The sequence below is a fragment of the Mojavia sp. genome, assembly GCF_059505145.1.
Map to the genome: position 1 here is coordinate 1 of NZ_JCACKA010000074.1, position 21,389 is coordinate 21,389.

General features: G+C 41.8%; 24 protein-coding genes and 1 tRNA gene. 19 read left to right on the top strand and 6 right to left on the bottom strand.

Translation table 11 applies throughout. The features are described from left to right. The 4 genes from AC5JL8_RS18975 to AC5JL8_RS18990 all read right to left on the bottom strand — a co-directional run. A partial coding sequence (locus AC5JL8_RS18975; RefSeq protein ID WP_495881241.1) for a hypothetical protein occupies positions 1–252 on the bottom strand: 252 nt, incomplete at its 3' end. Positions 253–389: 137 nt separating this feature from the next. Then, positions 390–1,448, bottom strand: coding sequence for an RNA 3'-terminal phosphate cyclase (rtcA, locus tag AC5JL8_RS18980; RefSeq protein ID WP_495881242.1), 1,059 nt, complete (start codon positions 1,446–1,448; stop codon positions 390–392). A 131-nt stretch (positions 1,449–1,579) separates the two neighbouring features. After that, positions 1,580–2,929 (bottom strand): FAD-binding oxidoreductase, encoded by a 1,350-nt coding sequence (locus AC5JL8_RS18985; RefSeq protein WP_495881243.1) that lies wholly within the window; start codon positions 2,927–2,929, stop codon positions 1,580–1,582. Positions 2,930–3,179: 250 nt separating this feature from the next. Further along, the gene (locus tag AC5JL8_RS18990) at positions 3,180–3,398 is read right to left on the bottom strand and encodes a bromodomain-containing protein (protein ID WP_495881244.1); all 219 of its coding nucleotides are present in this window, start codon (positions 3,396–3,398) and stop codon (positions 3,180–3,182) included. A 466-nt stretch (positions 3,399–3,864) separates the two neighbouring features. Here AC5JL8_RS18990 and AC5JL8_RS18995 point away from each other — a divergent pair, with 466 nt between their 5' ends. The 17 genes from AC5JL8_RS18995 to AC5JL8_RS19075 all read left to right on the top strand — a co-directional run bounded on the left by AC5JL8_RS18995 (position 3,865) and on the right by AC5JL8_RS19075 (position 18,151). Further along, entirely contained in the window at positions 3,865–4,137 is a 273-nt protein-coding gene (locus AC5JL8_RS18995) for a GlsB/YeaQ/YmgE family stress response membrane protein (protein WP_495881245.1), read from the top strand. 142 nt (positions 4,138–4,279) lie between these two features. Continuing rightward, entirely contained in the window at positions 4,280–4,459 is a 180-nt protein-coding gene (locus AC5JL8_RS19000) for a hypothetical protein (protein ID WP_495881246.1), read from the top strand. Positions 4,460–4,927: 468 nt separating this feature from the next. Beyond that, positions 4,928–5,803 (top strand): polysaccharide deacetylase family protein, encoded by an 876-nt coding sequence (locus tag AC5JL8_RS19005; protein ID WP_495881247.1) that lies wholly within the window; start codon positions 4,928–4,930, stop codon positions 5,801–5,803. 61 nt (positions 5,804–5,864) lie between these two features. Further along, a complete protein-coding gene (locus tag AC5JL8_RS19010; protein ID WP_495881248.1) occupies positions 5,865–6,437 on the top strand; it encodes an ureidoglycolate lyase in 573 nt (190 codons plus the stop codon). A 24-nt stretch (positions 6,438–6,461) separates the two neighbouring features. Next, on the top strand, positions 6,462–7,280 hold the full coding sequence (locus tag AC5JL8_RS19015; protein WP_495881249.1) for an FAD binding domain-containing protein: 819 nt from the start codon (positions 6,462–6,464) through the stop codon (positions 7,278–7,280). Next, positions 7,259–9,895, top strand: a complete 2,637-nt coding sequence (locus AC5JL8_RS19020) for a molybdopterin-dependent oxidoreductase (protein ID WP_495881250.1) — start codon at positions 7,259–7,261, stop codon at positions 9,893–9,895. The genes AC5JL8_RS19015 and AC5JL8_RS19020 overlap by 22 nt, the downstream gene beginning before the upstream one ends. Before the next feature lie 165 nt (positions 9,896–10,060). After that, positions 10,061–10,528, top strand: coding sequence for a type I restriction-modification system subunit M N-terminal domain-containing protein (locus tag AC5JL8_RS19025; protein WP_495881251.1), 468 nt, complete (start codon positions 10,061–10,063; stop codon positions 10,526–10,528). Positions 10,529–10,531: 3 nt separating this feature from the next. Further along, on the top strand, positions 10,532–11,671 hold the full coding sequence (locus tag AC5JL8_RS19030) for a type I restriction-modification system subunit M (RefSeq protein ID WP_495881252.1): 1,140 nt from the start codon (positions 10,532–10,534) through the stop codon (positions 11,669–11,671). 24 nt (positions 11,672–11,695) lie between these two features. After that, the gene (locus tag AC5JL8_RS19035; protein ID WP_495881253.1) at positions 11,696–12,862 is read left to right on the top strand and encodes a restriction endonuclease subunit S; all 1,167 of its coding nucleotides are present in this window, start codon (positions 11,696–11,698) and stop codon (positions 12,860–12,862) included. A gap of 68 nt (positions 12,863–12,930) precedes the next feature. Beyond that, positions 12,931–13,191, top strand: coding sequence for a hypothetical protein (locus AC5JL8_RS19040; RefSeq protein ID WP_495881254.1), 261 nt, complete (start codon positions 12,931–12,933; stop codon positions 13,189–13,191). After that, on the top strand, positions 13,169–13,450 hold the full coding sequence (locus AC5JL8_RS19045) for a PIN domain-containing protein (protein ID WP_495881255.1): 282 nt from the start codon (positions 13,169–13,171) through the stop codon (positions 13,448–13,450). The genes AC5JL8_RS19040 and AC5JL8_RS19045 overlap by 23 nt, the downstream gene beginning before the upstream one ends. A 143-nt stretch (positions 13,451–13,593) precedes the next feature. After that, a complete protein-coding gene (locus AC5JL8_RS19050; protein ID WP_495881256.1) occupies positions 13,594–14,193 on the top strand; it encodes a Uma2 family endonuclease in 600 nt (199 codons plus the stop codon). A gap of 68 nt (positions 14,194–14,261) precedes the next feature. Then, positions 14,262–14,522, top strand: coding sequence for a hypothetical protein (locus AC5JL8_RS19055; protein ID WP_495881257.1), 261 nt, complete (start codon positions 14,262–14,264; stop codon positions 14,520–14,522). After that, positions 14,519–14,704, top strand: a complete 186-nt coding sequence (locus tag AC5JL8_RS19060) for a PIN domain nuclease (protein ID WP_495881258.1) — start codon at positions 14,519–14,521, stop codon at positions 14,702–14,704. Before AC5JL8_RS19055 ends, AC5JL8_RS19060 begins: the two co-directional genes overlap by 4 nt. Before the next feature lie 71 nt (positions 14,705–14,775). Further along, a complete protein-coding gene (locus AC5JL8_RS19065) occupies positions 14,776–14,940 on the top strand; it encodes a hypothetical protein (RefSeq protein WP_495881259.1) in 165 nt (54 codons plus the stop codon). A 3-nt stretch (positions 14,941–14,943) separates the two neighbouring features. Then, positions 14,944–17,835 (top strand): type I restriction endonuclease subunit R, encoded by a 2,892-nt coding sequence (locus tag AC5JL8_RS19070; protein ID WP_495881260.1) that lies wholly within the window; start codon positions 14,944–14,946, stop codon positions 17,833–17,835. Positions 17,836–17,923: 88 nt separating this feature from the next. Further along, entirely contained in the window at positions 17,924–18,151 is a 228-nt protein-coding gene (locus tag AC5JL8_RS19075; protein WP_495881261.1) for a hypothetical protein, read from the top strand. 109 nt (positions 18,152–18,260) lie between these two features. On the opposite strand, the gene AC5JL8_RS19080 is transcribed toward AC5JL8_RS19075, so the two are convergent. Further along, positions 18,261–18,333, bottom strand: a tRNA-Val gene (locus AC5JL8_RS19080). 110 nt (positions 18,334–18,443) lie between these two features. Between AC5JL8_RS19080 and AC5JL8_RS19085 the strand changes: the two genes are divergently transcribed. Further along, entirely contained in the window at positions 18,444–19,103 is a 660-nt protein-coding gene (locus AC5JL8_RS19085) for a metal-binding protein (RefSeq protein ID WP_495881262.1), read from the top strand. A gap of 17 nt (positions 19,104–19,120) precedes the next feature. Continuing rightward, complete coding sequence (gene mazG / locus AC5JL8_RS19090; protein WP_495881263.1) at positions 19,121–19,927, top strand: nucleoside triphosphate pyrophosphohydrolase; 807 nt, start codon at positions 19,121–19,123, stop codon at positions 19,925–19,927. A gap of 64 nt (positions 19,928–19,991) precedes the next feature. Here the strand turns inward: mazG and AC5JL8_RS19095 are convergent, their stop codons facing one another. Further along, positions 19,992–21,323 (bottom strand): ATP-binding protein, encoded by a 1,332-nt coding sequence (locus tag AC5JL8_RS19095; RefSeq protein WP_495881264.1) that lies wholly within the window; start codon positions 21,321–21,323, stop codon positions 19,992–19,994. Between the last annotated feature and the right edge of the window lie 66 nt (positions 21,324–21,389).

A 21,389-nucleotide genomic window follows, 5' to 3' on the forward strand; every position in this document is an offset into this window, starting at 1 on the left:
AACGAGTCTTTGAACTGGATGAACGAGTATCAGAACTCCGTTAACGAGTCTTTGAGCTAGATGAATGAGTCTTTGAACTGGATGAATGAGTCTTTGAGCTAGATGAACGAGTCTTTGAGCTAGATGAACGAGTCTTTGAGCCTCATCAACGAGTATCAGAACTCCGTTAATGAGTCTTTGATTCTCCTTTCTAGGTATGATACAGGTAAATATTAGACCTGTTGCACGAATAGGTTCACGCAGAGACGCCATGAACACGGTGAGCGCAAAGCGCACGCTACGCGAGCACAACGAAGGAATAAAAATATTTCTTCCCCAGCCCCCAGTCGCCAATCCCCAGTCCCTATTTTCAAGGCAGGTCTATTGAATAAGCGACAGAATTGGTTAATTTAAGGAGTATTTTCGCCGACACGAGGCATTACCATCACCATATTTTCAGATTCATCTACAGTTACCCGTGCTAGCCCAAACTGCTCAATGATTGCAGCATTTGTTGTTAAATGCCTAGTAATCTCAGCTGTCCGATACCGACTTTCTTGTGAAGCTAAAGCCGCTGGCAATAATAATTGATCTGCCAAATGTTCATCTATCGGTGCGCCTGTATGATGAAACTCTATCAGTTGTCGGCAAGCAATGTCTGCAACTTTCTCAGCTGGTAATCGCAAACGCCCAAACCCACCAAATCCAGTCAAGCTGTGCTGATACTCAGCAGTTAAAAAAATACCCGCCCCTGGTGCTACACCTTTTTCTCGTAATGCCTGTACATTAGCTTTCAATCCCGCTTCGCGCAATAAATTCTCGGCACGATTAGCCATCCGTTGGGGAATATGCGAAGCCAATTCCGTCACAACTGCTAGTCCCCGTACCTGCTGCAACTTACCCCGTTCCAGCAAGGTGATCCCATTAATTTTGTCACCACCACTTACCTGTATCTGCATCTCTCCCCCACCTTGGGGATACCATCCCCAAGCGCGTAACTTTGCTGTTGTCTCTACCCCCATACGTCGTAGCATTGGCAAATAAACTTGCTCAATGTATGTCATGGTTGGGCTAAAGGGAACATGAGTTCCGCCTTTTAAAGTCAGTTGGGAGCCAGCACAGGCCATTGCCAGAGGCAAAAGAATAGTCTGTAAAACGAGTGTCATTGCACCAGCCGATCCACCTTGCTGTGCTTCTGTAACATCAAAAGTATAATGTCCTGGCTGTACAGAAGTACCGGGAATGAATTCCAACATCATAGAACCCAAGGCATCACCCCGCAGTTTGGCTTGACAAATTTTTGCCGCCGCGCGAACTGCTGTTAAGTGTTGTGCTGCTAGTCCTGGCCTTTTGCGCCCGGCGCGAATACCTGCAATGGTGATAGGTTGACCAGTGATAGCAGCTAAACTCAATGAGGTGCGGAGAACTTGTCCGCCTCCTTCTCCGTAGGAACCGTCAATTTCAATCATGCTTGAGTGACTTTAGATTTTAAATGTTGAATTCTTTCCACGGTTCTTAAAATCAAACCACAGATTGTAGATACTCAGCATCTAACTTCCCAAAAGTTACACAGATATACACACAAGCAAATTATCTGTGTTTATCTGTCAGTTTTGAATTCTAATACTTTGCTTTTACCAGGATTCATCAACCCATGAGGATCAACCATTTCCTTAAACTTTAACTGCTCAGGATCAATTACTTTTCTGCCACCGTCTTCAATAATATATGTATGGGGATTGGCAATCATCACACCTTGCGCCTCGTGGTAGCGGATAATTTCGTTGAGTCGTTCCTCGGTGGTGTAGCGTACTAGTTGCAAAGCGCCGGGAATGACCGCCCCCTTCACCCGAAAAAATTCTAAATGCATCATCACCTCATCACCAAAGTAATGATACAAATGTTCGACTAATTGCAAGTTAGGATCAGCAGGAAAAATACTTTGCAAATAAGTAATTGAGGTATCTACAGTCCGGGCGTGTAAGGTGGTATGGTTCCAGGTAAATTCTGCTAAATGTGTGCCTTTACCTGTATCCTGTGCAGATTTTTGATAGGTAATTTGTCCGCCAAATTGTTGTACTAATCCAGGTAATAATTCTAAGCTGGGTTCGGCAATCATTAAAAATGCTGGGTGAGTACCTGCGGGGATGTACTCTTGCAAGGCGTGAAAGTATTGGGGAATTGGTGATGCAAAGACACTTATTAACTTCTTAATCATGCCATCGGCATTGCCAAGGGTATTACCAAACTTGGCGGCTGTCATGAAGTCGTTAAAGGTGACAATAACTTCTGCCCAAGGATAAGCTGGCCCCAAGGGAATTTCTAGTTCAGTGATGATGCCGTTAATCCCCCAAGCATGGTTAACTTTTTGCACATCATCGCCGCGTAACTCGATAACACGGGGTTCATCTTCTAAAGTTACCACTCGCAGTCCTAAAAGATTGCCGCGATCGCCTAATAAGCCATATTGTATCGACCCAATACCTCCACTCCCACCAGCAATAAATCCGCCAATTGTCGCTGTGCGGTAGGTTGAGGGGGCCATTCGCATTTCCCAGCCGATTTCTCTAGCTTGTTTATCTAAGGCTGCTAATTTTACCCCAGCTTCTACCCGCGCTACTCCTGGTTTTACCCAAAGAATTTCGTGCATTTTGGTCATGTCGAGAATTACGCCACCATGTAGGGGTACGCATTGTCCATAATTTCCTGTTCCTGCACCTCGGACGGTTATAGGTATGCGGTGTTTTGCACAAGTTGCGGCTACTTTGATTACTTCTGCTTCGTTGGCGGGACGGACTACGATATCTCCAACTTTTTCTGCTAATTTGGGTACGAGAATGGGGCTAAAGGTGTGATAGTCCTGGGATAATTTGGCTACTTGGGTGGGGTCGGTGATGGTTTCTATGCCTTCTAAGGAAGCGATGAGGGTCTCTAAGTTGGTAGCTTTCATTAGTATTTGCGCCAAGCTAGTAAATTTCTTTTTATTTTCACGCAAAGGCGCATTCGCCGGAGGCGTTCCCGCAGGGTAGGCGCAAAGGAAGGCGCACAAGAATTTCAAAGCTAGTACAGTGCAACGGAAATAACTATGCAGTTAAAAATAATGCAAAGGCTTCTATCTTCTCAGCTTTCTTACCTTCTGCCTCCTACCATCTGCCTTCTGACCCCAATCCCCAGTCCCCAATCCCTATTACCTTCTACAGCTACTTCTGTTGCTGATCGGGTGGTGCAGCTTTCGGCAGTATAGAACGTTCTTCATCTAAGGTTGGAGCAGGTACGCCTAGTTGTTTCCGGGCCATTTCTTCTGCTAGTGTCCGATCTTGCTCATTATTGAACTGGCTTTCATCCAATAAATGCTGATTCCGTGCTGCTTCATCTCGACTTGGCGGTGCGCCATTTTTCCATCTGTACTTGAAGTCCATAACTTAAAAAGCAATAAACTGCTGTTCTGTTTTTACGGTCTTCATGGTAGGTATGAATAAACAATTGTACCTCTACCAATAAGTTGATAAAACTCTCGCAATGCTGCTTGCGGCGTAGTCAATAGTTACAGCAATTGCCGATTAAATCTCGCATCAGCGGTTATCTGGTAATTAGTTTACATTTCTTTAGAGACAGCCTTAAACACCTTAGCTTAATTCTTCTAGTAGAAGAGGTAGGTCATGATAAATGCCTATACTGCAATTACCAAGCAATAGTTTAATAAGCTTCTAGCTAAATAACTGCTAGGAGCTTTTTCTTAATCTATATAGATGAATATCAAATAATGTGGTAGTAATTTAAGTATTCCTTAAGGCTGCCAATAATTATTTCTGTTGGCAGATCGGTCAACAATATTGCGACTGTTACTATTACTTTCATCAAAAAACGTTTAATAAATTCAGAACAATGAACATTATTGCTTGGCTTGTTTTAGGTCTAATTGCTGGTGCTATTGCTAAGGCTATCTACCCTGGTCATCAAGGTGGCGGCATTCTGGGAACCATTTTATTAGGAATTATCGGTGCTTTTATCGGCGGTAGTTTGGGTGTGTTCTTCACCACAGGAAACTTTGCGCTAGCCGCTCCTAGTTTGAGTATTCCTGGTATTTTATTAGCAGTTCTTGGTGCAATTATTGCTGTCTTTTTGTGGAACTTGCTGAACCATCGCAGCACTGTATAAACAATTCAATTTTGTCCCAGTTATTAGTAATCATCAAAGAATGGATTTAAGCATTTTTTAGTGTCGGGCTAAACTAAAACAATAGCGCTTACCTAACTATATAGGTAGGCGCTATTATTTTTTGATTAACAACAAAATTAAGATGGGCATCAAATCTAACACAGTGCGATCGCCGTTGGTAGTTTCTGGTAATCTGAAAACTTATGCTGGGATAGAAAGCGATCGCATCATCAAGTACAAGTGTGCGAAGTCCCTGGTTTTATTGGACTACGCCCCAGCATTTCTCCAGGTTAGGGCCATACTGCCATTATCGCCGCCTTGATTGGTCGGTTAAACCCACTGGGCATAATTTTATCTCTTTTGCTGATGGTACTTTTGTGCGTAGGCAGCGAATTATTACAAATTAAACTGGGGTTACCCTTAGCCAAGGCTAGTATATTTCAAGGTATTTTATTCTTTTGTCTTCTAGCCGCGGATATATTAATCTACAAGCAAGCGCAAATTAAGTAACTGGTCTGCGATTTCCGTCTTAATCATTAAGATGTAATTAGAGATACTATAGGACTCATATTTGATTTTTGAACAAAATTCAGTACACCTTTATTCCTTCTTCCCAGTCCCCAGTCCCCAATCCCCAGTCCCTTACCTCTACGAGCGATTCAGAAATCAAATCGGATTGCTATATACCCTTAAATGAAGTTGTGTAGAATACAACCAACTAAGAATGCTCCAAGGTTTTGCATTAATAATTAAAATAATTGAAAAATTTTGAAATTTTGAATTATTAATAATGCTGCCTCCATCTTTTCAACCGATTACTCAACGTCCGGCATTAAAATTACCGAATAACGCTAGAGTTGCCGTCTGGGTGGTGATGAATGTCGAACACTTCACCTTTGGCAAACCGGGAACGGCAATTCAACCTCATTTAAATAGTTATCCAGAAATTGCAAACTATGGTTGGCGGGACTACGGTAATCGTGTGGGAATTTGGCGATTATTTGAACTATTTGCTGAGTTAGAAATTCCGGTTACAGCAGCAGTTAACGGTGAAATTTGTACACTTTATCCTGAAATTATGGCAGCCATGCAGCAATATGGTTGGGAAATCATGGCGCATGGGATTAATAATTCCACTGGGCATAGTGGTATGAATCGGGAAACTGAAATTGAGATAATTAATCAAACCATAGATTTACTCCGACAAGCTACTGGCAAAACTCCTAAAGGCTGGTTAACTCCAGGATTTTCAATTACAGAATCAACCTTTGAACTATTACATAATGCCAGAATTGTTTATACTGCGGACTGGGTAAATGATGACCAACCTTATTGGTATCCCATACCTAATGGTCGCTTGTTAGCAATTCCTTATACTATAGAAGCAAATGATATTAGCTTATGTTTAAGTAATCGCTTTTCGGGTGTAGAATTCGCCCAAGCTATTGAAGACCAATTTGATCAACTGTGGCAGGATGGGGAATCACAAGGGCGAATCATGGCAATTGGTTTACATCCATTTATTGTCGGGCAACCCCTACGCTTAAAATATTTAAAACAATGTTTGTTACACATTAAAAATAAGTCTGATACCTGGATAACGACAGGTGAAGGTATTTATGAATGGATGAATAAATCACATAATAACGCCGAGAAACCGAGATAATTATCAAAATTTCTCGGTGGTTCAAAACTCTTAATAAATTTAAATGCAAAAGTGTTAATTTATGAATCTTTCCTCAACCAAAGTTTTAAAAATACCTGTAATTGATGTCGATGCAGAAAACATCAAACTCTATGGGCATTTATTAGGTGATGATGTCAGCAAACCCGGCTTAGGAATTCCCTTTTATCAAGAACGGGTACTAGAAGGCGAAAATATTGACTTTAGCTATCGCGGAACAGCAACTTTTAGAACTGCAAAAATTCTACCAGGGTATCCACCAATTATTTGGCTAGAACGTCATATACACATGACCCAAATGTTTATTGGTTTGGGACAAGCACCATTTATTATGGTGATGGCACCACCAAATCATGCACAAGATGAAAGCTTACCTGATTTAAATCAAGTGAAAGCGCTAAGATTTCCCCCTGGTTTCGGACTATTGCTGCATCTTGGCACTTGGCATGATTTTCCCATAGCCTGCGATCGCCCGGTTGTGATCCTGACAGCAAATTCTGATGAAGTTGTCACCGCCTTAAGCCAAATGAAATCACCAGATGAGATGAACCAAGGCGATGTTTATAAAATTTCACTACCAAAACGTTTGGGGTATGAAATACAATTAGATATTTAATATAAATCTACGTTTCAATAAAAAATGGATTTACCAAACGTAGAAGGTTATTTAAGTCCTGATGACGTTCAAAGTATTACCAACTGGGGTAATGGTTGGGCTTGGTTAGCTGGGGGAACTTGGCTTTTTTCTGAACCACAACCATATCTGAAAGTGTTAGTAGATACACAGCATTTGGGATGGTCAGAAATTGAAATTCAAAAAAATTATTTAATTATTGGGGCAACTTGTCCATTAATTAAATTATTGGAATATTCCTGGTCATCAGAATGGATAGCAGTTGAGGGATTAAAAAGTGCTGTTTCTGCGCTAGCAGCATCATTAAAAGTAATTAATGTAGCAACTGTAGGAGGCAATATTTGTCTAGCTTTATCGGTAGGAACCTTAGCACCGATAATGGTGGCTTTAGATGCAAGTTACGAGATTTGGAACTTAAAAGGAGAGTCGCGTCAAGTTGCAGCAAAAGACTTTCAAATTGGTTCTCGCCAGACAATTTTGCACCCAGGAGAAATATTGAGGCGGGTTATAATTCCGTTGTCTAATTTAACTTGGCAAATCAATTATCAACGCTTTAGTATTGCAGTAACTGATCCCGCTTTAGCAATTGTGGTTAGTGCCAGAAATAATCAAAAATTACGGTGTGTAATTGCTGCTAGTGTCGCTGCACCCCGCCTGCTGGAATTTGACAAGATAGAACTTAGCGAAACGCAATTTACTGCATTATTAACCAACGAGAATTTTATTGAAGATGCTAGGGCAAGTGCAAATTATCGTAGAGAAATAATTATAGTTCTTTTCAGGCGATGTCTGCAACAATTAAAATGTCAAAATTACAATTTTTAGTCAATAACCAACCTTATACAGAAAAATTTGCCCCTGGAACTAGCCTGTTAACTTTATTACGCAAATTAGGCTATTTTGGTGTCCATCGTGTTTGCGATTCTGGTGATTGTGGTGCTTGCACTGTTTGGGTAAATGATAAACCAATTCATAGTTGCATTTACCCGGCAATGCGAATTGCTAATGATTCAGTAACGACAATTGAAGGACTTTTTCAGAATGGGGAACTTGCACCAATACAGCAAGCATTTTTGGCTGCACAAGGTTTTCAATGTGGTTTCTGCACTCCTGGGATGATTATGAGTGCGGCAAAGTTACCGGAGTTATCAGAAGATGAATTACGTTTAGCTTTAAAAGGTAATCTTTGTCGATGTACAGGTTATCAAGCAATTATTGAAAGTATTCTGCAATATCATCAACCGCAGATAAACACTGATAAACACAGATGTAATATCGGTACGGCGGTTCCAAATTCTTTAGAGTCTGTAGGAAAAAGCATTCCCAAACAAGACGGCACAGCAATTGTTACGGGGAAAGCATCCTACACAGCAGATATTGCACCACCAGGATTACTACATCTTAAGGTACTGCGATCGCCTCATCCTCATGCCCGTATCCGCAACATCGATACCGCAAAGGCGAAAGCACTCCCTGGTGTAGTTGCCATTTTCACCCACGAAGATGTCCCCAGAATACCCTATACCACAGCCGGTCACGCTGAACCAGTACCCGATCCGCTAGATCATTACTTATTAGATAATAAAGTAAGATTTGTAGGCGATCGCGTGGCAGCTGTAGTTGCAGAATCACCCAGTATTGCCGAACAAGCCTGTGAATTAATTAGCGTTGATTACGAAATTTTACCCTATGTTCTCGACCCTCACCAAGCAATGAACGATTGTGGTGTTGTAATTCACGATGAGCCAGAATCAACCCAAATACCTGATAAAAATCGCAACATTTCTGGCAAAATATTTCTCGAATCTGGTGATGTAGAACAGGGATTTAAAGAAGCAGATTTAATTGTCGAAAATACTTATAATTTACCAGCAGTTCAACACGTCCACCTGGAACCTCATGTAACTGTTAGTTGGCTAGAAGCAGATGGTAATTTAGTTGTCCGTTCGAGTACCCAAGTACCATTTCATTGTCAAAGGTTAGTTTCACAAATCTTCAATTTACCTAAAGATAAAGTTCGAGTTTATAAAGCACAGCTTGGTGGTGGCTTTGGTAATAAACAAGAGATTTTATCAGAAGATTTATGTGTTTTAGCAACGTTGCGGATAGGCAAACCCGTGCAGTGGGAATTTACTAGAAAAGAAGAATTTACTGCCACAAATAGCCGCCATGCAATGAAAATTAAAATTAAAACTGGCGTGAAAGCAAATGGTACAATTGTTGCCCAAGATATGGAAGTTATTGGCAATACAGGAGCCTATGGCAATCATGGACAGACAGTGGTATTTTTATCAGGTTATATACCTTTAGGTTTGTATCGTTGCCCAAATAAAAGATTTCAAGGTTTCGCCGTTTATACAAATACAATGCCTGCGGGTGCATTTCGCGGTTATGGTGCAACTCAAGGCACTTTTGTAATGGAAATTCAAATCGATGAAATTGCTCAAAAATTAAATATTGACCCTGTAGAAATGCGTTGTAAAAACTTAATTTGTGCGGGAGATGTAATTAATTTAGGCAACGCTGATAGCCACTTTAACTTAATTGGTAGCTACGCCGTTCAAGAATGCTGGGAAAAAGTTATCCAGTCTCTAAATTATGTTCCTAATACAGCACCAATTATAGAAGGTTCTTGCCGTCGTGGTGTCGGGTTTGCCGTTTCCATGCAAGGAAGTGGTTTATGTAAAATCCACGTTGCTAGCGTCAAATTATCTTTGTTACCTGATGGCAAATATGAATTAAGAACAGGTTCAGTAGATGTTGGCACAGGTTCAGATACAACACTGCGACAAATAGCAGCAGAAGTTTTAAATGTCAGCGTTGCGGATATTAATATCATTTCCGGCGATACCCAAAAGACACCTTTTGATGCAGGTTCTTATGCTTCTGCAACAGTTTATATTTCTGGACAAGCTGTGAAACTAGCAGCCGAAAAACTACTTTCTACAGGTGAAACTAGCGTCGAAGTCACCTATACAGCAGATGAATCAACTTTAACTTTCGCCGTGCAAGGAGTAGAAGTAGAAGTTGATACAGAAACAGGTAAAGTTCAAGTTTTACGATGCGTACAAGCAATTGATTTAGGTAAAGCAATAAATCCGCGTATGTGCCACGGACAAGCAACCGGTGGAATTGCAATGGGAATTGGCTATGCTTTAACCGAAGAATTATTATTTGATGAACAAGGACAAATTCTTAACCCCACATTGCGCCAGTATCGCATCCCCACAGCCGCAGATATGCCACCAATGGAAGTAATTTTAGTAGAAGCAGCCGATCCTTACGGCCCATTCGGTGCTAAAGGCGTAGGAGAAATTACAACCAATTGTACAGCCCCTGCCATCGCCAATGCGATCGCCCAAGCCACAGGATGTAGACTCCGCCAACTCCCCATGACACCTGAAAGAGTTTGGCAACAACTCAACAACTCTCAAACCTAACTTCTTTCCCTGCGTCCTCCGCGCCTCTGCGGTTATGGAGCGATCGGGTATCACATCGAAATAAGCTATAGCCATCCTCATTTTTGCCAGCCTTGCCGCCAGTGGCATAGAAGGATTTTTCCAGAGCATTAATATAGGACTTACGCACTGTACAAACGAATCACCTTGTGTGTTAGTCTATGCTTTAAGAAAAAGCTAGAAACCCAGCTTTGGAATATTGCCGATTCGCTGCGGGGCAAAATGAATGCTGATGAGTTTCGGGATTATTGCTTAGGGTTTATTTTCTATAAGTACCTCTCTGAGCGTCAGCATCTTTACGCCAATGAGATTTTGGCTGAGGATCGGATTGATTTTCTAGAGCTTGATGAATCTTCGCAGGAAGGGCAGGAATATTTAGAGGCAATTAAGGAGGAGTCCATTGCCTCGCTAGGGTATTTCCTCAAGCCGTCGGAGTTGTTCAGTTCTTTAGCGGAACGGGCGTTAGGGGCGAAAAAAGCCCATGAGGAAAATCTGGCAGACGAGGATTTTGAGTCGTCTAATTTTATCTTGGATGATCTCGCCCAGGTGCTTAACAGTATTGAACGCTCGACAATGGGCAAGGACAGCGAAGAGGATTTTGATCACTTGTTTTAGGATTTGGATCTGACTTCGACGAAGTTGGGGCGGACTCCCAAGGCAAAGAATGCGCTGATTGCCAAGATTTTGGTGCATTTGAACAAGATCGATTTTCGGCTAGAGGAAACCGAGAGCGATGTTCTGGGGGATGCCTATGAATATTTGATTGGGCAGTTTGCCAGTGGTGCGGGGAAAAAGGCGGGAGAGTTTTACACGCCGCAGCAGGTGTCTAAGGTGTTGGCGAAGATTGTGACGACGGGGAAGAGCCGTCTGAAGTCGGTGTATGACCCCACTTGTGGATCGGGTTCGTTGCTGTTGCGGGTGGCGCGGGAGGTGGAGTCAGTCGGAGATTTCTACGGGCAGGAGATGAACCGCACGACCTACAACCTGGCGCGAATGAACATGATTTTGCATGGGGTGCATTATCGCAATTTTGATCTGCGGCAAGAGGATACGCTAGAGCATCCACAGCATGAGGGAATGCGGTTTGAGGCGGTGGTGGCGAATCCGCCATTTTCAGCCAATTGGAGCGCCAATAAGCTGTTTGAGTCAGATGATCGCTTTAGTCAGTATGGGGCATTAGCTCCCAGTTCTAAGGCAGATTTTGCCTTTGTGCAGCATATGCTGCATCACCTGGATGAGAACGGCATTATGGCGGTGGTGTTGCCCCACGGGGTTTTGTTTCGCGGCGCGGCAGAGGGGCGAATTCGCCAATATGTGATCAAGGAACGCAATTGGTTGGATGCGGTGATTGGGTTGCCTGCGAATATTTTTTATGGGACGAGTATCCCGACTTGTATTTTGGTGTTTAAGAAGTGTCGGGAAAATCCTGAAGATATTTTGTTTATTGATGCGAGTGCCTATTTTGAAAAGGCAAAGAACCAGAATTATTTGCGGGATGAGGATGTTAACAAAATTGTCTCTACCTATCGCCAACGGTTGCAGGAGGAGAAGTACAGTTATCGCGCCCCGCTAACGGAAATTGAAGAGAATGATTTTAATTTAAATATTCCGCGTTATGTGGATACGTTTGAGGAAGAGGAGGAGATTGATTTAGATGCGGTGGCGCAGGAGATCCGAAAGGTTGATCAGGATATGGTGGAGACGGATCGGCTGATTCGGGGGTTTTGTGAGGAGTTGGGGATTGAGGCACCGTTTTAGGGAATGGGGAATGGGGAATAGGTAATGGGTAAGAAGTTAAAGAAAAATGTGCCTGTGTTGCGCTTTCCTGAGTTTGAGGGAGATTGGGAGACGACAACTTTAGAGAAAGTTAGTGTTTTTCATGATAAGAAAAGGATACCTTTAAGCTCTGAAGAAAGACAGATAAGGCAGGGTGAGTATCCTTACTATGGTGCATCGGGAATAATAGATTATATTGACAATTATATTTTTGATGGAACTTACGTTTTATTGGCTGAAGATGGTGCAAATATTATTAACAGAAGCACGCCTATAGCTTTTATTGCCGAAGGAAAATTCTGGGTAAATAATCATGCCCATATTCTCAAGGCAAAAGGTTCTAATCATTTCTTAGTAGCATACTTAGAAAACTTGAGCTACGACAGATATAACACGGGTACAGCACAACCCAAGCTAAATGCGGATGTTTGCAAAAAAATCATTATTAAAATTCCCTCGATCGCAGAACAAGAGAAGATCGCTAGTTTTTTGGGGGCAGTGGATACGCGCCTAAACCAACTCCGCCGCAAACGGGAACTGCTGCAAACCTACAAACGCGGCGTAATGCAGAAAATATTTTCTCAGAAAATTCGGTTTAAAGATGCGATCGGCTCAGAGTTTGCTGATTGGGAAGAGAGGAAGTTAGGAGATTTTTTAATAGAACATCAGGAACGAGTCAATGCCAATACTCATTTACCTATTTACAGCTCTTCTCGTGAAGGTCTAAAACCGCAAAAAGAATATTTTTCAGATAGGGAACTTAAAAATGAAGGTGAATACGGAGTTGTTCCCAAGAACTTTTTTGTTTATCGTCACATGAGTGATGATCTTACATTTAAATTTAATATTAACGATACAGGTGAGGATATAGCCGTTAGTAAAGAGTATCCAATATTTACCACTAAAAATATCAACTCAAAGTTTATACTCTTAAAATTGAATTACAGTGATGAATTTAAAATATTTGCTGTAATGCAAAAACGTGGAGGTACTAGAACCAGACTTTACTATAAAAATTTAGCTTCATGGAAAACTTTTCTTCCAGAAATTCGAGAGCAAGAAAAAATAGCCAACTTCATAACCGCAATTGATCGCAAACTCGAAATCCTGTCCCGCCAAATCGACCAAACCGAAAAATTCAAAAAAGGCTTACTGCAAAAACTGTTTATTTGAAAAAAGGGAACAAGAAATAAAATAAAAGTATTACCAATTACCTAATAGAAAATATGGAGATTTAAGCAATGCTGAACTTGAAAATTACAAAGGAACAAGTATTTAGTTTACTTGAACAATTATCTTGGACAGAACAACAGGAGATTTTGCAATATCTGAGTCAAAAACTCCATAGTCAACCAGTTGATAGTCAATCTAATCCTGATTATGCTTCAGAGCATCCCATTAACCAACTCTCAGGGAAAATTACAGCTTTTCAAGGGGTTAATGCTTTAGCTTGGCAAGAGAAAATTCGGAGTGAGTGGGATGAAACTGGATTATCTCATTGATACTAATATTTTGATCTCATTGTTCAATCAAGAATTAACCCAACCAATACCCAATGGTAACATAGGTTATTCTGTCATCACAAGTATTGAGATTTTATCTTTTAAGGGTTTATCTTCGCAAGAAGATAATTTAATTCGCTCAACTCTAAAAACTCTTATCGAAGTATCTCTAGATACGACTATTGCCGAAAAAACAATTCAATTAAGGCGAAAATATAGCTTAAAGATGCCTGATGCTGTTATTCTTGCGAGTGCTTAGGAGTGTGCAGCAGTGTTGATTACCAATGATAAGCAGTTGTCCAAAATCAGCGAAGTACAGGTTCTTTCTTTGCCAACGAAAAGTTAGGGGATAGCGAATAAAATCAAAGTATTACCAATTACCAATCACCCATTACCAAAAAAATGCTCGCAGCCAAAGACAAACCTACAAACTTCACCCCTGAAGAATACTTTGCTTGGGAAGAACAGCAACTAGAAAAACACGAACTGATCAACGGTCAAGTTTATCCTATGGGTATCTATGCCATGACCGATGGTAGCAAAAACCATAGCTTACTTGCTGCCAGATTGATCACATTGTTTAGTAATCATTTAGAAGGGAGTGGCTGCGAAACTGCAACTTCAGACCTACGAATTAATATTGTCGGCACAAATAACTACACCTACCCAGATGTCAGCGTCACCTGCGATGATCGCGATAAAACCACAACCCAATATATTACCTACCCCTGCTTAATTGTTGAGGTTTTGTCAAGCAGCACTGAAGCCTACGATCGCGGTGGCAAATTCAGAATGTATCGCAACAATCCCGCCTTACAAGATTACCTATTAGTCAGTTCCACCAGCATCGAAATCGACTTATATCATAAAAACGAAGCAGGCGACTGGTTGATTATTAACTACAAAGAAGGCGACACAATTGAACTCAAAAGCATTAACCTCAATTTCCCAATTGAGCAAGTCTATCGCGGTTTAACCCTTGAACCAGGGAATGGAGAGTAAAACAAAAGCATTACCCATTACCCATTCCCTAAAAAGCATTACCCATTCCCCATTCCCCATTCCCCAATATGCTAACCCTCGAAATGGCAATCCAAAAAATCCAACAACTCCCCCCCGAACAACAAAAAAAAGTGATCGAATTTGTAGAATTCCTAGAATTTCAAGCCGATCGCCAACAACAAGATAAACAACCCGAAACACCTGCTGTGCTAGAAACCGCCGAAACATCATTCACCGCAGCGACTAAAGAATTTATCGGTTGCCTCGATAGCAATCTCGAAGACCTCTCCCATAATCCTAGATATCTAGAAGAATTTGGTAGATCATGACTAGAACCACCATCCTAGATACAGGAGTCTTAATTGCCTACCTCATGCCCAAAGATAAATTTCACGCTTGGGCAGTGTCCCAACTCTCTCAAATCAGCACCCCTGTCTTAACTAATGAAGCTGTAATTACAGAAGCCGCTTCCTCGCCCAAAGGATTCACAACGGACAAGAAACGATTCTAAACCTGATTAAGCAAGGTCATATTATTATCCCTTTCATCCTCAGCCAAAACATTGAAGCCATAGAAAAGCTGATGCAACGCTATGCTTCAGTTCCAATGTCTCTCGCCGATGCTTGTTTAGTCAGAATGAGCGAAGTGTACGAAAATAGCCAAATTATAACCCTGGATAGCGACTTTACAATTTATCGAAAGCAGCGCAACCAAACGATTCCCGTCATTATGCCTAACGAGAATTAAGCTATGCCCCAAACTGAAGCCGAACTCGAACAAAAGCTGATTGATCGCCTAACGGGGCTAGGCTACGAACCTGTCACCCTTCGCAATGCCGAAGACCTCAAAGCCAACCTCAAAACCCAACTAGAAAAACATAACGGTATCACTCTCAGCAACACCGAGTTTAAAAGCATCCTCAACCACCTCGACAAAGGCAACGTCTTCGATCGCGCCAAACGCCTCCGCGATAAAATGGAACTCAGCCGCGACGACGGCACCACCTTTTACCTAGAATTCCTCAACACCGAACATTGGTGTCAAAACCAATACCAAGTCACAAACCAGATCGCCCAGCAAGGCAACTACAAAAACCGCTACGACGTAACCCTGCTGATCAACGGCTTGCCCCTCGTCCAAATTGAACTCAAACGCCGAGGACTGGAACTTAAAGAGGCATTCAACCAAATCAACCGCTACCAACGCCATTCCTACGGCGCAGACAATGGGCTATTTCAATACGTCCAAATTTTCGTCATCTCCAACGGTGTCAATACCCGCTACTACGCCAACAACCGCAAACAAGAATACAAACAAACTTTCTACTGGGCAGACCAAGATAATAACCTAATTACCCAACTCGAAGACTTCGCGGATAGCTTTCTGGAGAAATGCCACGTCTCCAAAATGATCTGTAAATACATCGTCCTGCACGAATCCGATAAAGTGCTGATGGTGCTGCGTCCCTATCAATACTACGCAGTAGAAGCCATCATCGAGCGAGTGAAGGATACTGATAAAAACGGCTATATCTGGCATACTACTGGCTCAGGCAAAACCCTCACCAGCTTCAAAGCCGCCCAAATTCTCACCCAATTTCCCAAGGTGCATAAAGTGCTGTTCGTTGTCGATCGCGCTGACCTCGACTACCAAACCAGCAAGGAATTTAATTATTTCAGCCCTAATTGTGTAGACACTACTGACAACACTCGGCAACTGGTAGAGCAAATGGCTGGTGATAACCCCCTCATTGTCACCACTATCCAAAAACTCAACACCGCCATCAAAAAGCCTCGCCATGAAGCCGCTATGGAGAGTTTGAGAGATAAGCGCATTGTATTCATCTTTGATGAATGCCATCGTTCCCAGTTTGGCGAAACTCACAAAAATATCGTCAAATTCTTTACCCAAGCGCAAATGTTTGGCTTTACGGGGACTCCCATCTTTGCCGATAACGCTGCCAGTAATCAACACGGTAAACGCACCACTAGAGACTTATTCGAGGAATGTCTGCATAAATATGTAATCACCAATGCGATCGCTGATGAAAACGTTCTTAAATTTTCCGTCGAGTATTGGGGCGCTGTCAAAGATTCGGGCAAACGCAAAGATGACACCCTGATTACAGAGCCAAAGGGCGATCGCCACTTCTTTGAAAATCCCGACCGAATTTCTCTAATTGTTGATTGGATTATTGCCAACCATAACCGTAAAACCCACGGCAGAAAGTTCTCCGCGATGCTCTGCGTCAGTAACGTAGATACCCTAATCACTTATTACGAAACATTCAAAAATAAACAGAAACAGGGATTACATGACCTACGAGTGATCGCAATTTTTACCCCCAGCGATAACGAAGAAGACGAAGACGCAAACGGCTTAATTGGAGAACCTGATTTCAATATCAGCACAGATACGAGCAGCCGCAGCCATAGCCGCGACAAATTGAATGAATTTATCGCGGACTATAACCAGATGTACCAAACCCAACATTCAGCTAAAGATAGTCAGGCTTTTTATGCTTACTACAAAGATATTTCCAAACGAATGAAGGATAGGGATCGGGAAAACTTTCAGGAGCATGAACGTGCTGATATTCTGTTAGTCATTAATATGTTTCTTACGGGTTTCGATGTTAAGAAACTCAATACGCTCTATGTTGATAAAAATCTGAAGTACCACGGGTTAATTCAAGCATACTCCCGTACTAATCGCATATTGGGCGAACTTAAATCTCAGGGAAATATTGTTTGCTTTCGCAATCTTAAGGAGAATACCGATCAAGCCGTTGCCCTCTTTTCCGATCCCAACGCTAATGAAGAAATTTTCATTGAACCCTACGAATACTACACTGAGCAATTTAATGAAGGTGTGCAAGAATTGAGAGCGATCGCCACTATTCCCAACGATGTTAATAAACTTATTATTGAAGACGACCAAGTTGAGTTTGTTAAAGCCTTTCGTAATCTCATCCGCTTATTGAATGTTAGTAAATCATTTACTGAGTTTAGTTTTTCCGACTTAAATCTGGATGAACAAACCTTTGAAGATTACAAAAGCAAATATCTGGACATCTATGACAGAACGCGATCAAAACCCGATGAAGAGAAAGAATCTTTGGTCGAGGAAGTCGATTTTGAACTAGAACTGATCCAGCGAGACGAAATCAATGTCACCTATATTCTCAAGCTTTTGGGCAACCTCCAGCGCGATCGGCAAGTAGATGTCACCTCAGAAGAGTACCAGAGCCAAAAAGCCTCTATCCTTGAACTCATTGGTAAAGAAGCCCAATTACGAAGTAAACGGGATCTGCTGGAGAAATTTATCGAAGAGCGGCTACCCACCCTTGAACCCGAAGAAAAAGTCGAAACCGTCTTTCAAGACTTCTGGACTCAAGAACGTATTGAAGCAATTGGGCAACTCTGTATAGAGGAAAATCTCAAGGTCGAAGCTGTTAATCAAATGATAGCCGACTATAAATTTTCTGGGAAAGAGCCATTAAGAGAAACTGTGCTGAGTGCTTGTAACGAAAAACCCAAATTATTAGATCGTAAAAAAATCTTTGCGCGAGTTGTATCAAAATTACTCGACATCATCAACAAATTTGATGACGCTCTTGGTGAGCTTGGAGAGGAAGAATAAAACAGTTCTCAAAGCAGGCGATCGTTAAATCACTGTTGCAAAGCATTTAGGTCATCACAACAGAACTATTTCTAGACACTTTCCAGATTTGTGTAGTGCTATTTCTGCTAAATGTCGTGATTACAATAAAGCTTGTCGTCTCAAAAGCATAGAAAAATTGTGCAATGACGTTAGAGAGATTGTCCTTAGCCTTAATGCTCAGGATGTCTATCCAACAGAAGTTCGCGTTTGTGAATTAATTACAAATCCAGGGTGTTTTAGATATAAACAAGTCCGCGATGCTTTTAATGATGCACGACGTGAGTTTGGTTTGTAAGCTGTTATAGTTTTACCTATGAGCTTCAAAAGCTGGAACCATAACCTTATCGTTGAGGCAAAGTTATGGGTAAAGTCACATTTCTGCCCTTTATCTTCTGTCTTTAGTATGGGTAGTACTGGACTCGAACCAGTGACATCCTGCTTGTAAGGCAGGCGCTCTACCAACTGAGCTAACCACCCGTTTGACCCACAATTAAATAATATAGCGAACTATCTCGCATCGCGCAAGTGTTTTTGGAAAAATATTTTTTATCTTATAATCACTCAGTATTCAGCACTAAGGACTCAGGATGCCCTCTGGTCGAACGCACGATCGCATTACATTATGGGCTTTGCCGTTCGTGGCGGGTGTCACTTTTTGGCAGACTCGCAATAGCAATATAACTTTATTGGTTGCAGGCGGGTTTATGTTTGGCGGACTGATGTTTGGCCCGGATTTAGATATTTACTCTCGCCAATATCAACGCTGGGGTTTCTTGCGCTGGATTTGGCTACCTTATCAAAAAAGCCTGCGCCATCGTTCTTTTTTATCCCACGGCCCAATTATTGGCACAACGTTACGGGTGCTTTATCTGAGTTGCTTGCTAGCTATCTTGGCAATTTTTGCTTTAGCAGTTGCCGAAAAGCTGTGGAATATTGCTTTAAGTTGGCAAGATATGGGTGGAACAGTCGGGCGATCGCTAACTAGTTACAGCACTGAATTCCTCGCCTTACTCTTGGGCTTAGAACTGGGCGCTATGAGCCATTCTTTAAGCGATTGGGGTGGTTCAGCATATAAGCGTGTGAAAAAGCAAGGTGTTCGTGCTTTGCTTCCTAGTGGCAAAATTAAGAAACGTAAATCATCAAAGACCGCTCGTCGAATTACAGGGGCGAAGACGCGGAAGGGGACAAGGGGAGTTAAAGGGCAGAGGGGCAGAGGGGCAGGGGAGCAGGGGAGAAAGGCAGAATAACTTAATGAATAATAACTATGAATAATACTTTGGCGGCGTTGCAGGAATTAATTGAGGTGGTGGCAAAATTGCGATCGCCTGATGGTGGTTGTCCGTGGGATTTGGCGCAAACTCCACAGACTTTGACACCTTATGTAATTGAAGAAGCGTATGAAGTAGTGGACGCGATCAAGAGTGGCGATCAAAAGGCGATCGCAGAAGAATTAGGAGATTTACTATTACAAGTAGTGCTACAAGCTCAAATTGCTAGCGAATCAGGACAATTTTCTCTCAAAGAAATTGCTGAAGGTATTTCCCAAAAGTTGATTCGCCGTCATCCCCATGTATTTGGTGATGTTTCGGTAGCTAGTGTAGATGAAGTCCGCCAAAATTGGGAGCAAATCAAAGCCGAGGAAAAAGGAGAAGCATCCCAAGAGGCGCAAAAACTCAGTGATAAACTCAGTCGTTATGGGCGTACCCTTCCCCCTCTAATGGCGGCGATGAAAATTTCCCAAAAGGCTGCTGCTGTAGGCTTTGAGTGGGAAAATATTGATGGAGTGTGGGCAAAGTTTCATGAAGAGTTGGGAGAGTTTCAACAGGCTTTAGCCGAAGAAACACCAGAAGCACAAGAAGCAGAATTAGGTGATTTACTGTTTTCAGTGTTGCAACTTGCCCGTTGGCATAACCTCGACCCTAGCGCCGCTTTACAAGGCACAAATCAGCGATTTATTCAACGTCTACAAAAAATGGAAACGTTTGCTAACCGCCCCCTATCTGATTACAGCTTGGAGGAGTTAGAAACACTTTGGCAACAGGCAAAAGCGCAAATTGCTCAAGAAGGTTAGTCGTGAAAGGCAGAGGGCAAAAGCGAAGAAATAACACCAAGTCTAATTAATCAGCTTATATGGCTTACAAACTAAATTCTGCTGCATTATCTTCTGCTTCTGCATCTTGGGCTTTACCTGCCGCAGTGGGTTTAAATTTAGAACCATGAATTAATTCAGCAAAAGAGATTTTGGGATTTTGGTAAAGAATATTCAACACGCTAATAAAATCTCGCACAATTTCCCCTGGTGTTAGCAATGCTTCTGCACCCAAGCGATTGACAATTTCTTGTACAAATTCCAACAGTTCCCGATTTGTTAAAGTTTTTTCATAACCGAAGTTAACAGCATGAATTTCCGTTAAGCGTTGCAAAAGTGTCAAAATTTCTTCTTGACTCAACGGATTTAATCGAATTACTGGCCCTGAATATTCTTGAACACCTGCTTGGGTAACAAAACGGCTTTCTTTGGTACGTCTTCGCCAAGCCTGATCTGCAAATAACCCACGATTTGGATCTTCTAAAAATTTTGTAGTACCGCCAATAACAATACCGAGATGTTCAGCTTTGCATTGCATGGTATCGTTAAACATTGCCAGCAGTCGATTATAGTTTTTTTCCCGGCTAACTGTAGTAGATATTTGGTATAAATGTACAGATTCATCAAGTAGAATTAACAGCCCTTTATAACCAATCTCAGCTATAAACTTGGCGAATAGTTTAATGTAGTCATACCAACTATCATCATCAATGATGACACGCACTCCCAAGGCGGCTTTTGCCTCAATCTTTGTACTAAATTCTCCGCGCAACCAGCGCATAGCGGCATTTTTTAATTTATCATCATCCAAGCGGTAACCGCGCCAATAAGCAATAATTACGCTGCCAAAATCAAACCCGTGGACTAAATCTTCAATATACTGAACGACTTCCCTAATTTTCGCTTCAACTTGGTCATCAAAACCATCATCATTAGGGCGTAATCCTGCTTCTTTTACTACTTCTTGTTGGATTTTATTAATCCATCCTTCTAAAATTGAGACTAAAGCGCCACCATCAGGACGAGTTTTTGTAGCTAGGCGACTTATCAATTCTCTATAGGTGGCTAAACCTTCATTGTTTGTTCCTGCTAGCCGGCGTTCAGAAGATAAATCAGCATCAGCGACAACAAAACCTTGCTCCATAGCATGGTTGCGAATCAGTTGCAGCATGAAGCTTTTTCCCGATCCATAGTTGCCAATAATAAATCGAAATGCGGCGACCCCTTCTGCAATATCATCGAGATTTTGTAAAAGGCTTTTTAGTTCTTGTTCTCGACCAACTGCTATATGTTCAATTCCTAGCCTTGGTACTACTCCTGCACCAAGGGAATTAATCAAAGCAGTAGATATTTTTTTCGAGATTTTGAGCTTTGCCATGTATGTAATCTCACTTGATTTTGAACGCAGAGGCTCGCAGCCAGTAAGTTAAGTAAAGTATATGCC

Coding starts and splice junctions, on each gene's coding strand:
- rtcA (WP_495881242.1), bottom strand. CDS start 1,448: ATGATTGAAATTGACGGTTCCTACGGAGAAGGAGGCGGACAAGTTCTC.
- AC5JL8_RS18985 (WP_495881243.1), bottom strand. CDS start 2,929: ATGAAAGCTACCAACTTAGAGACCCTCATCGCTTCCTTAGAAGGCATA.
- AC5JL8_RS18990 (WP_495881244.1), bottom strand. CDS start 3,398: ATGGACTTCAAGTACAGATGGAAAAATGGCGCACCGCCAAGTCGAGAT.
- AC5JL8_RS18995 (WP_495881245.1), top strand. CDS start 3,865: ATGAACATTATTGCTTGGCTTGTTTTAGGTCTAATTGCTGGTGCTATT.
- AC5JL8_RS19000 (WP_495881246.1), top strand. CDS start 4,280: ATGGGCATCAAATCTAACACAGTGCGATCGCCGTTGGTAGTTTCTGGT.
- AC5JL8_RS19005 (WP_495881247.1), top strand. CDS start 4,928: ATGCTGCCTCCATCTTTTCAACCGATTACTCAACGTCCGGCATTAAAA.
- AC5JL8_RS19010 (WP_495881248.1), top strand. CDS start 5,865: ATGAATCTTTCCTCAACCAAAGTTTTAAAAATACCTGTAATTGATGTC.
- AC5JL8_RS19015 (WP_495881249.1), top strand. CDS start 6,462: ATGGATTTACCAAACGTAGAAGGTTATTTAAGTCCTGATGACGTTCAA.
- AC5JL8_RS19020 (WP_495881250.1), top strand. CDS start 7,259: ATGTCAAAATTACAATTTTTAGTCAATAACCAACCTTATACAGAAAAA.
- AC5JL8_RS19035 (WP_495881253.1), top strand. CDS start 11,696: ATGGGTAAGAAGTTAAAGAAAAATGTGCCTGTGTTGCGCTTTCCTGAG.
- AC5JL8_RS19040 (WP_495881254.1), top strand. CDS start 12,931: ATGCTGAACTTGAAAATTACAAAGGAACAAGTATTTAGTTTACTTGAA.
- AC5JL8_RS19045 (WP_495881255.1), top strand. CDS start 13,169: ATGAAACTGGATTATCTCATTGATACTAATATTTTGATCTCATTGTTC.
- AC5JL8_RS19050 (WP_495881256.1), top strand. CDS start 13,594: ATGCTCGCAGCCAAAGACAAACCTACAAACTTCACCCCTGAAGAATAC.
- AC5JL8_RS19055 (WP_495881257.1), top strand. CDS start 14,262: ATGCTAACCCTCGAAATGGCAATCCAAAAAATCCAACAACTCCCCCCC.
- AC5JL8_RS19060 (WP_495881258.1), top strand. CDS start 14,519: ATGACTAGAACCACCATCCTAGATACAGGAGTCTTAATTGCCTACCTC.
- AC5JL8_RS19065 (WP_495881259.1), top strand. CDS start 14,776: ATGCAACGCTATGCTTCAGTTCCAATGTCTCTCGCCGATGCTTGTTTA.
- AC5JL8_RS19070 (WP_495881260.1), top strand. CDS start 14,944: ATGCCCCAAACTGAAGCCGAACTCGAACAAAAGCTGATTGATCGCCTA.
- AC5JL8_RS19085 (WP_495881262.1), top strand. CDS start 18,444: ATGCCCTCTGGTCGAACGCACGATCGCATTACATTATGGGCTTTGCCG.
- mazG (WP_495881263.1), top strand. CDS start 19,121: ATGAATAATACTTTGGCGGCGTTGCAGGAATTAATTGAGGTGGTGGCA.
- AC5JL8_RS19095 (WP_495881264.1), bottom strand. CDS start 21,323: ATGGCAAAGCTCAAAATCTCGAAAAAAATATCTACTGCTTTGATTAAT.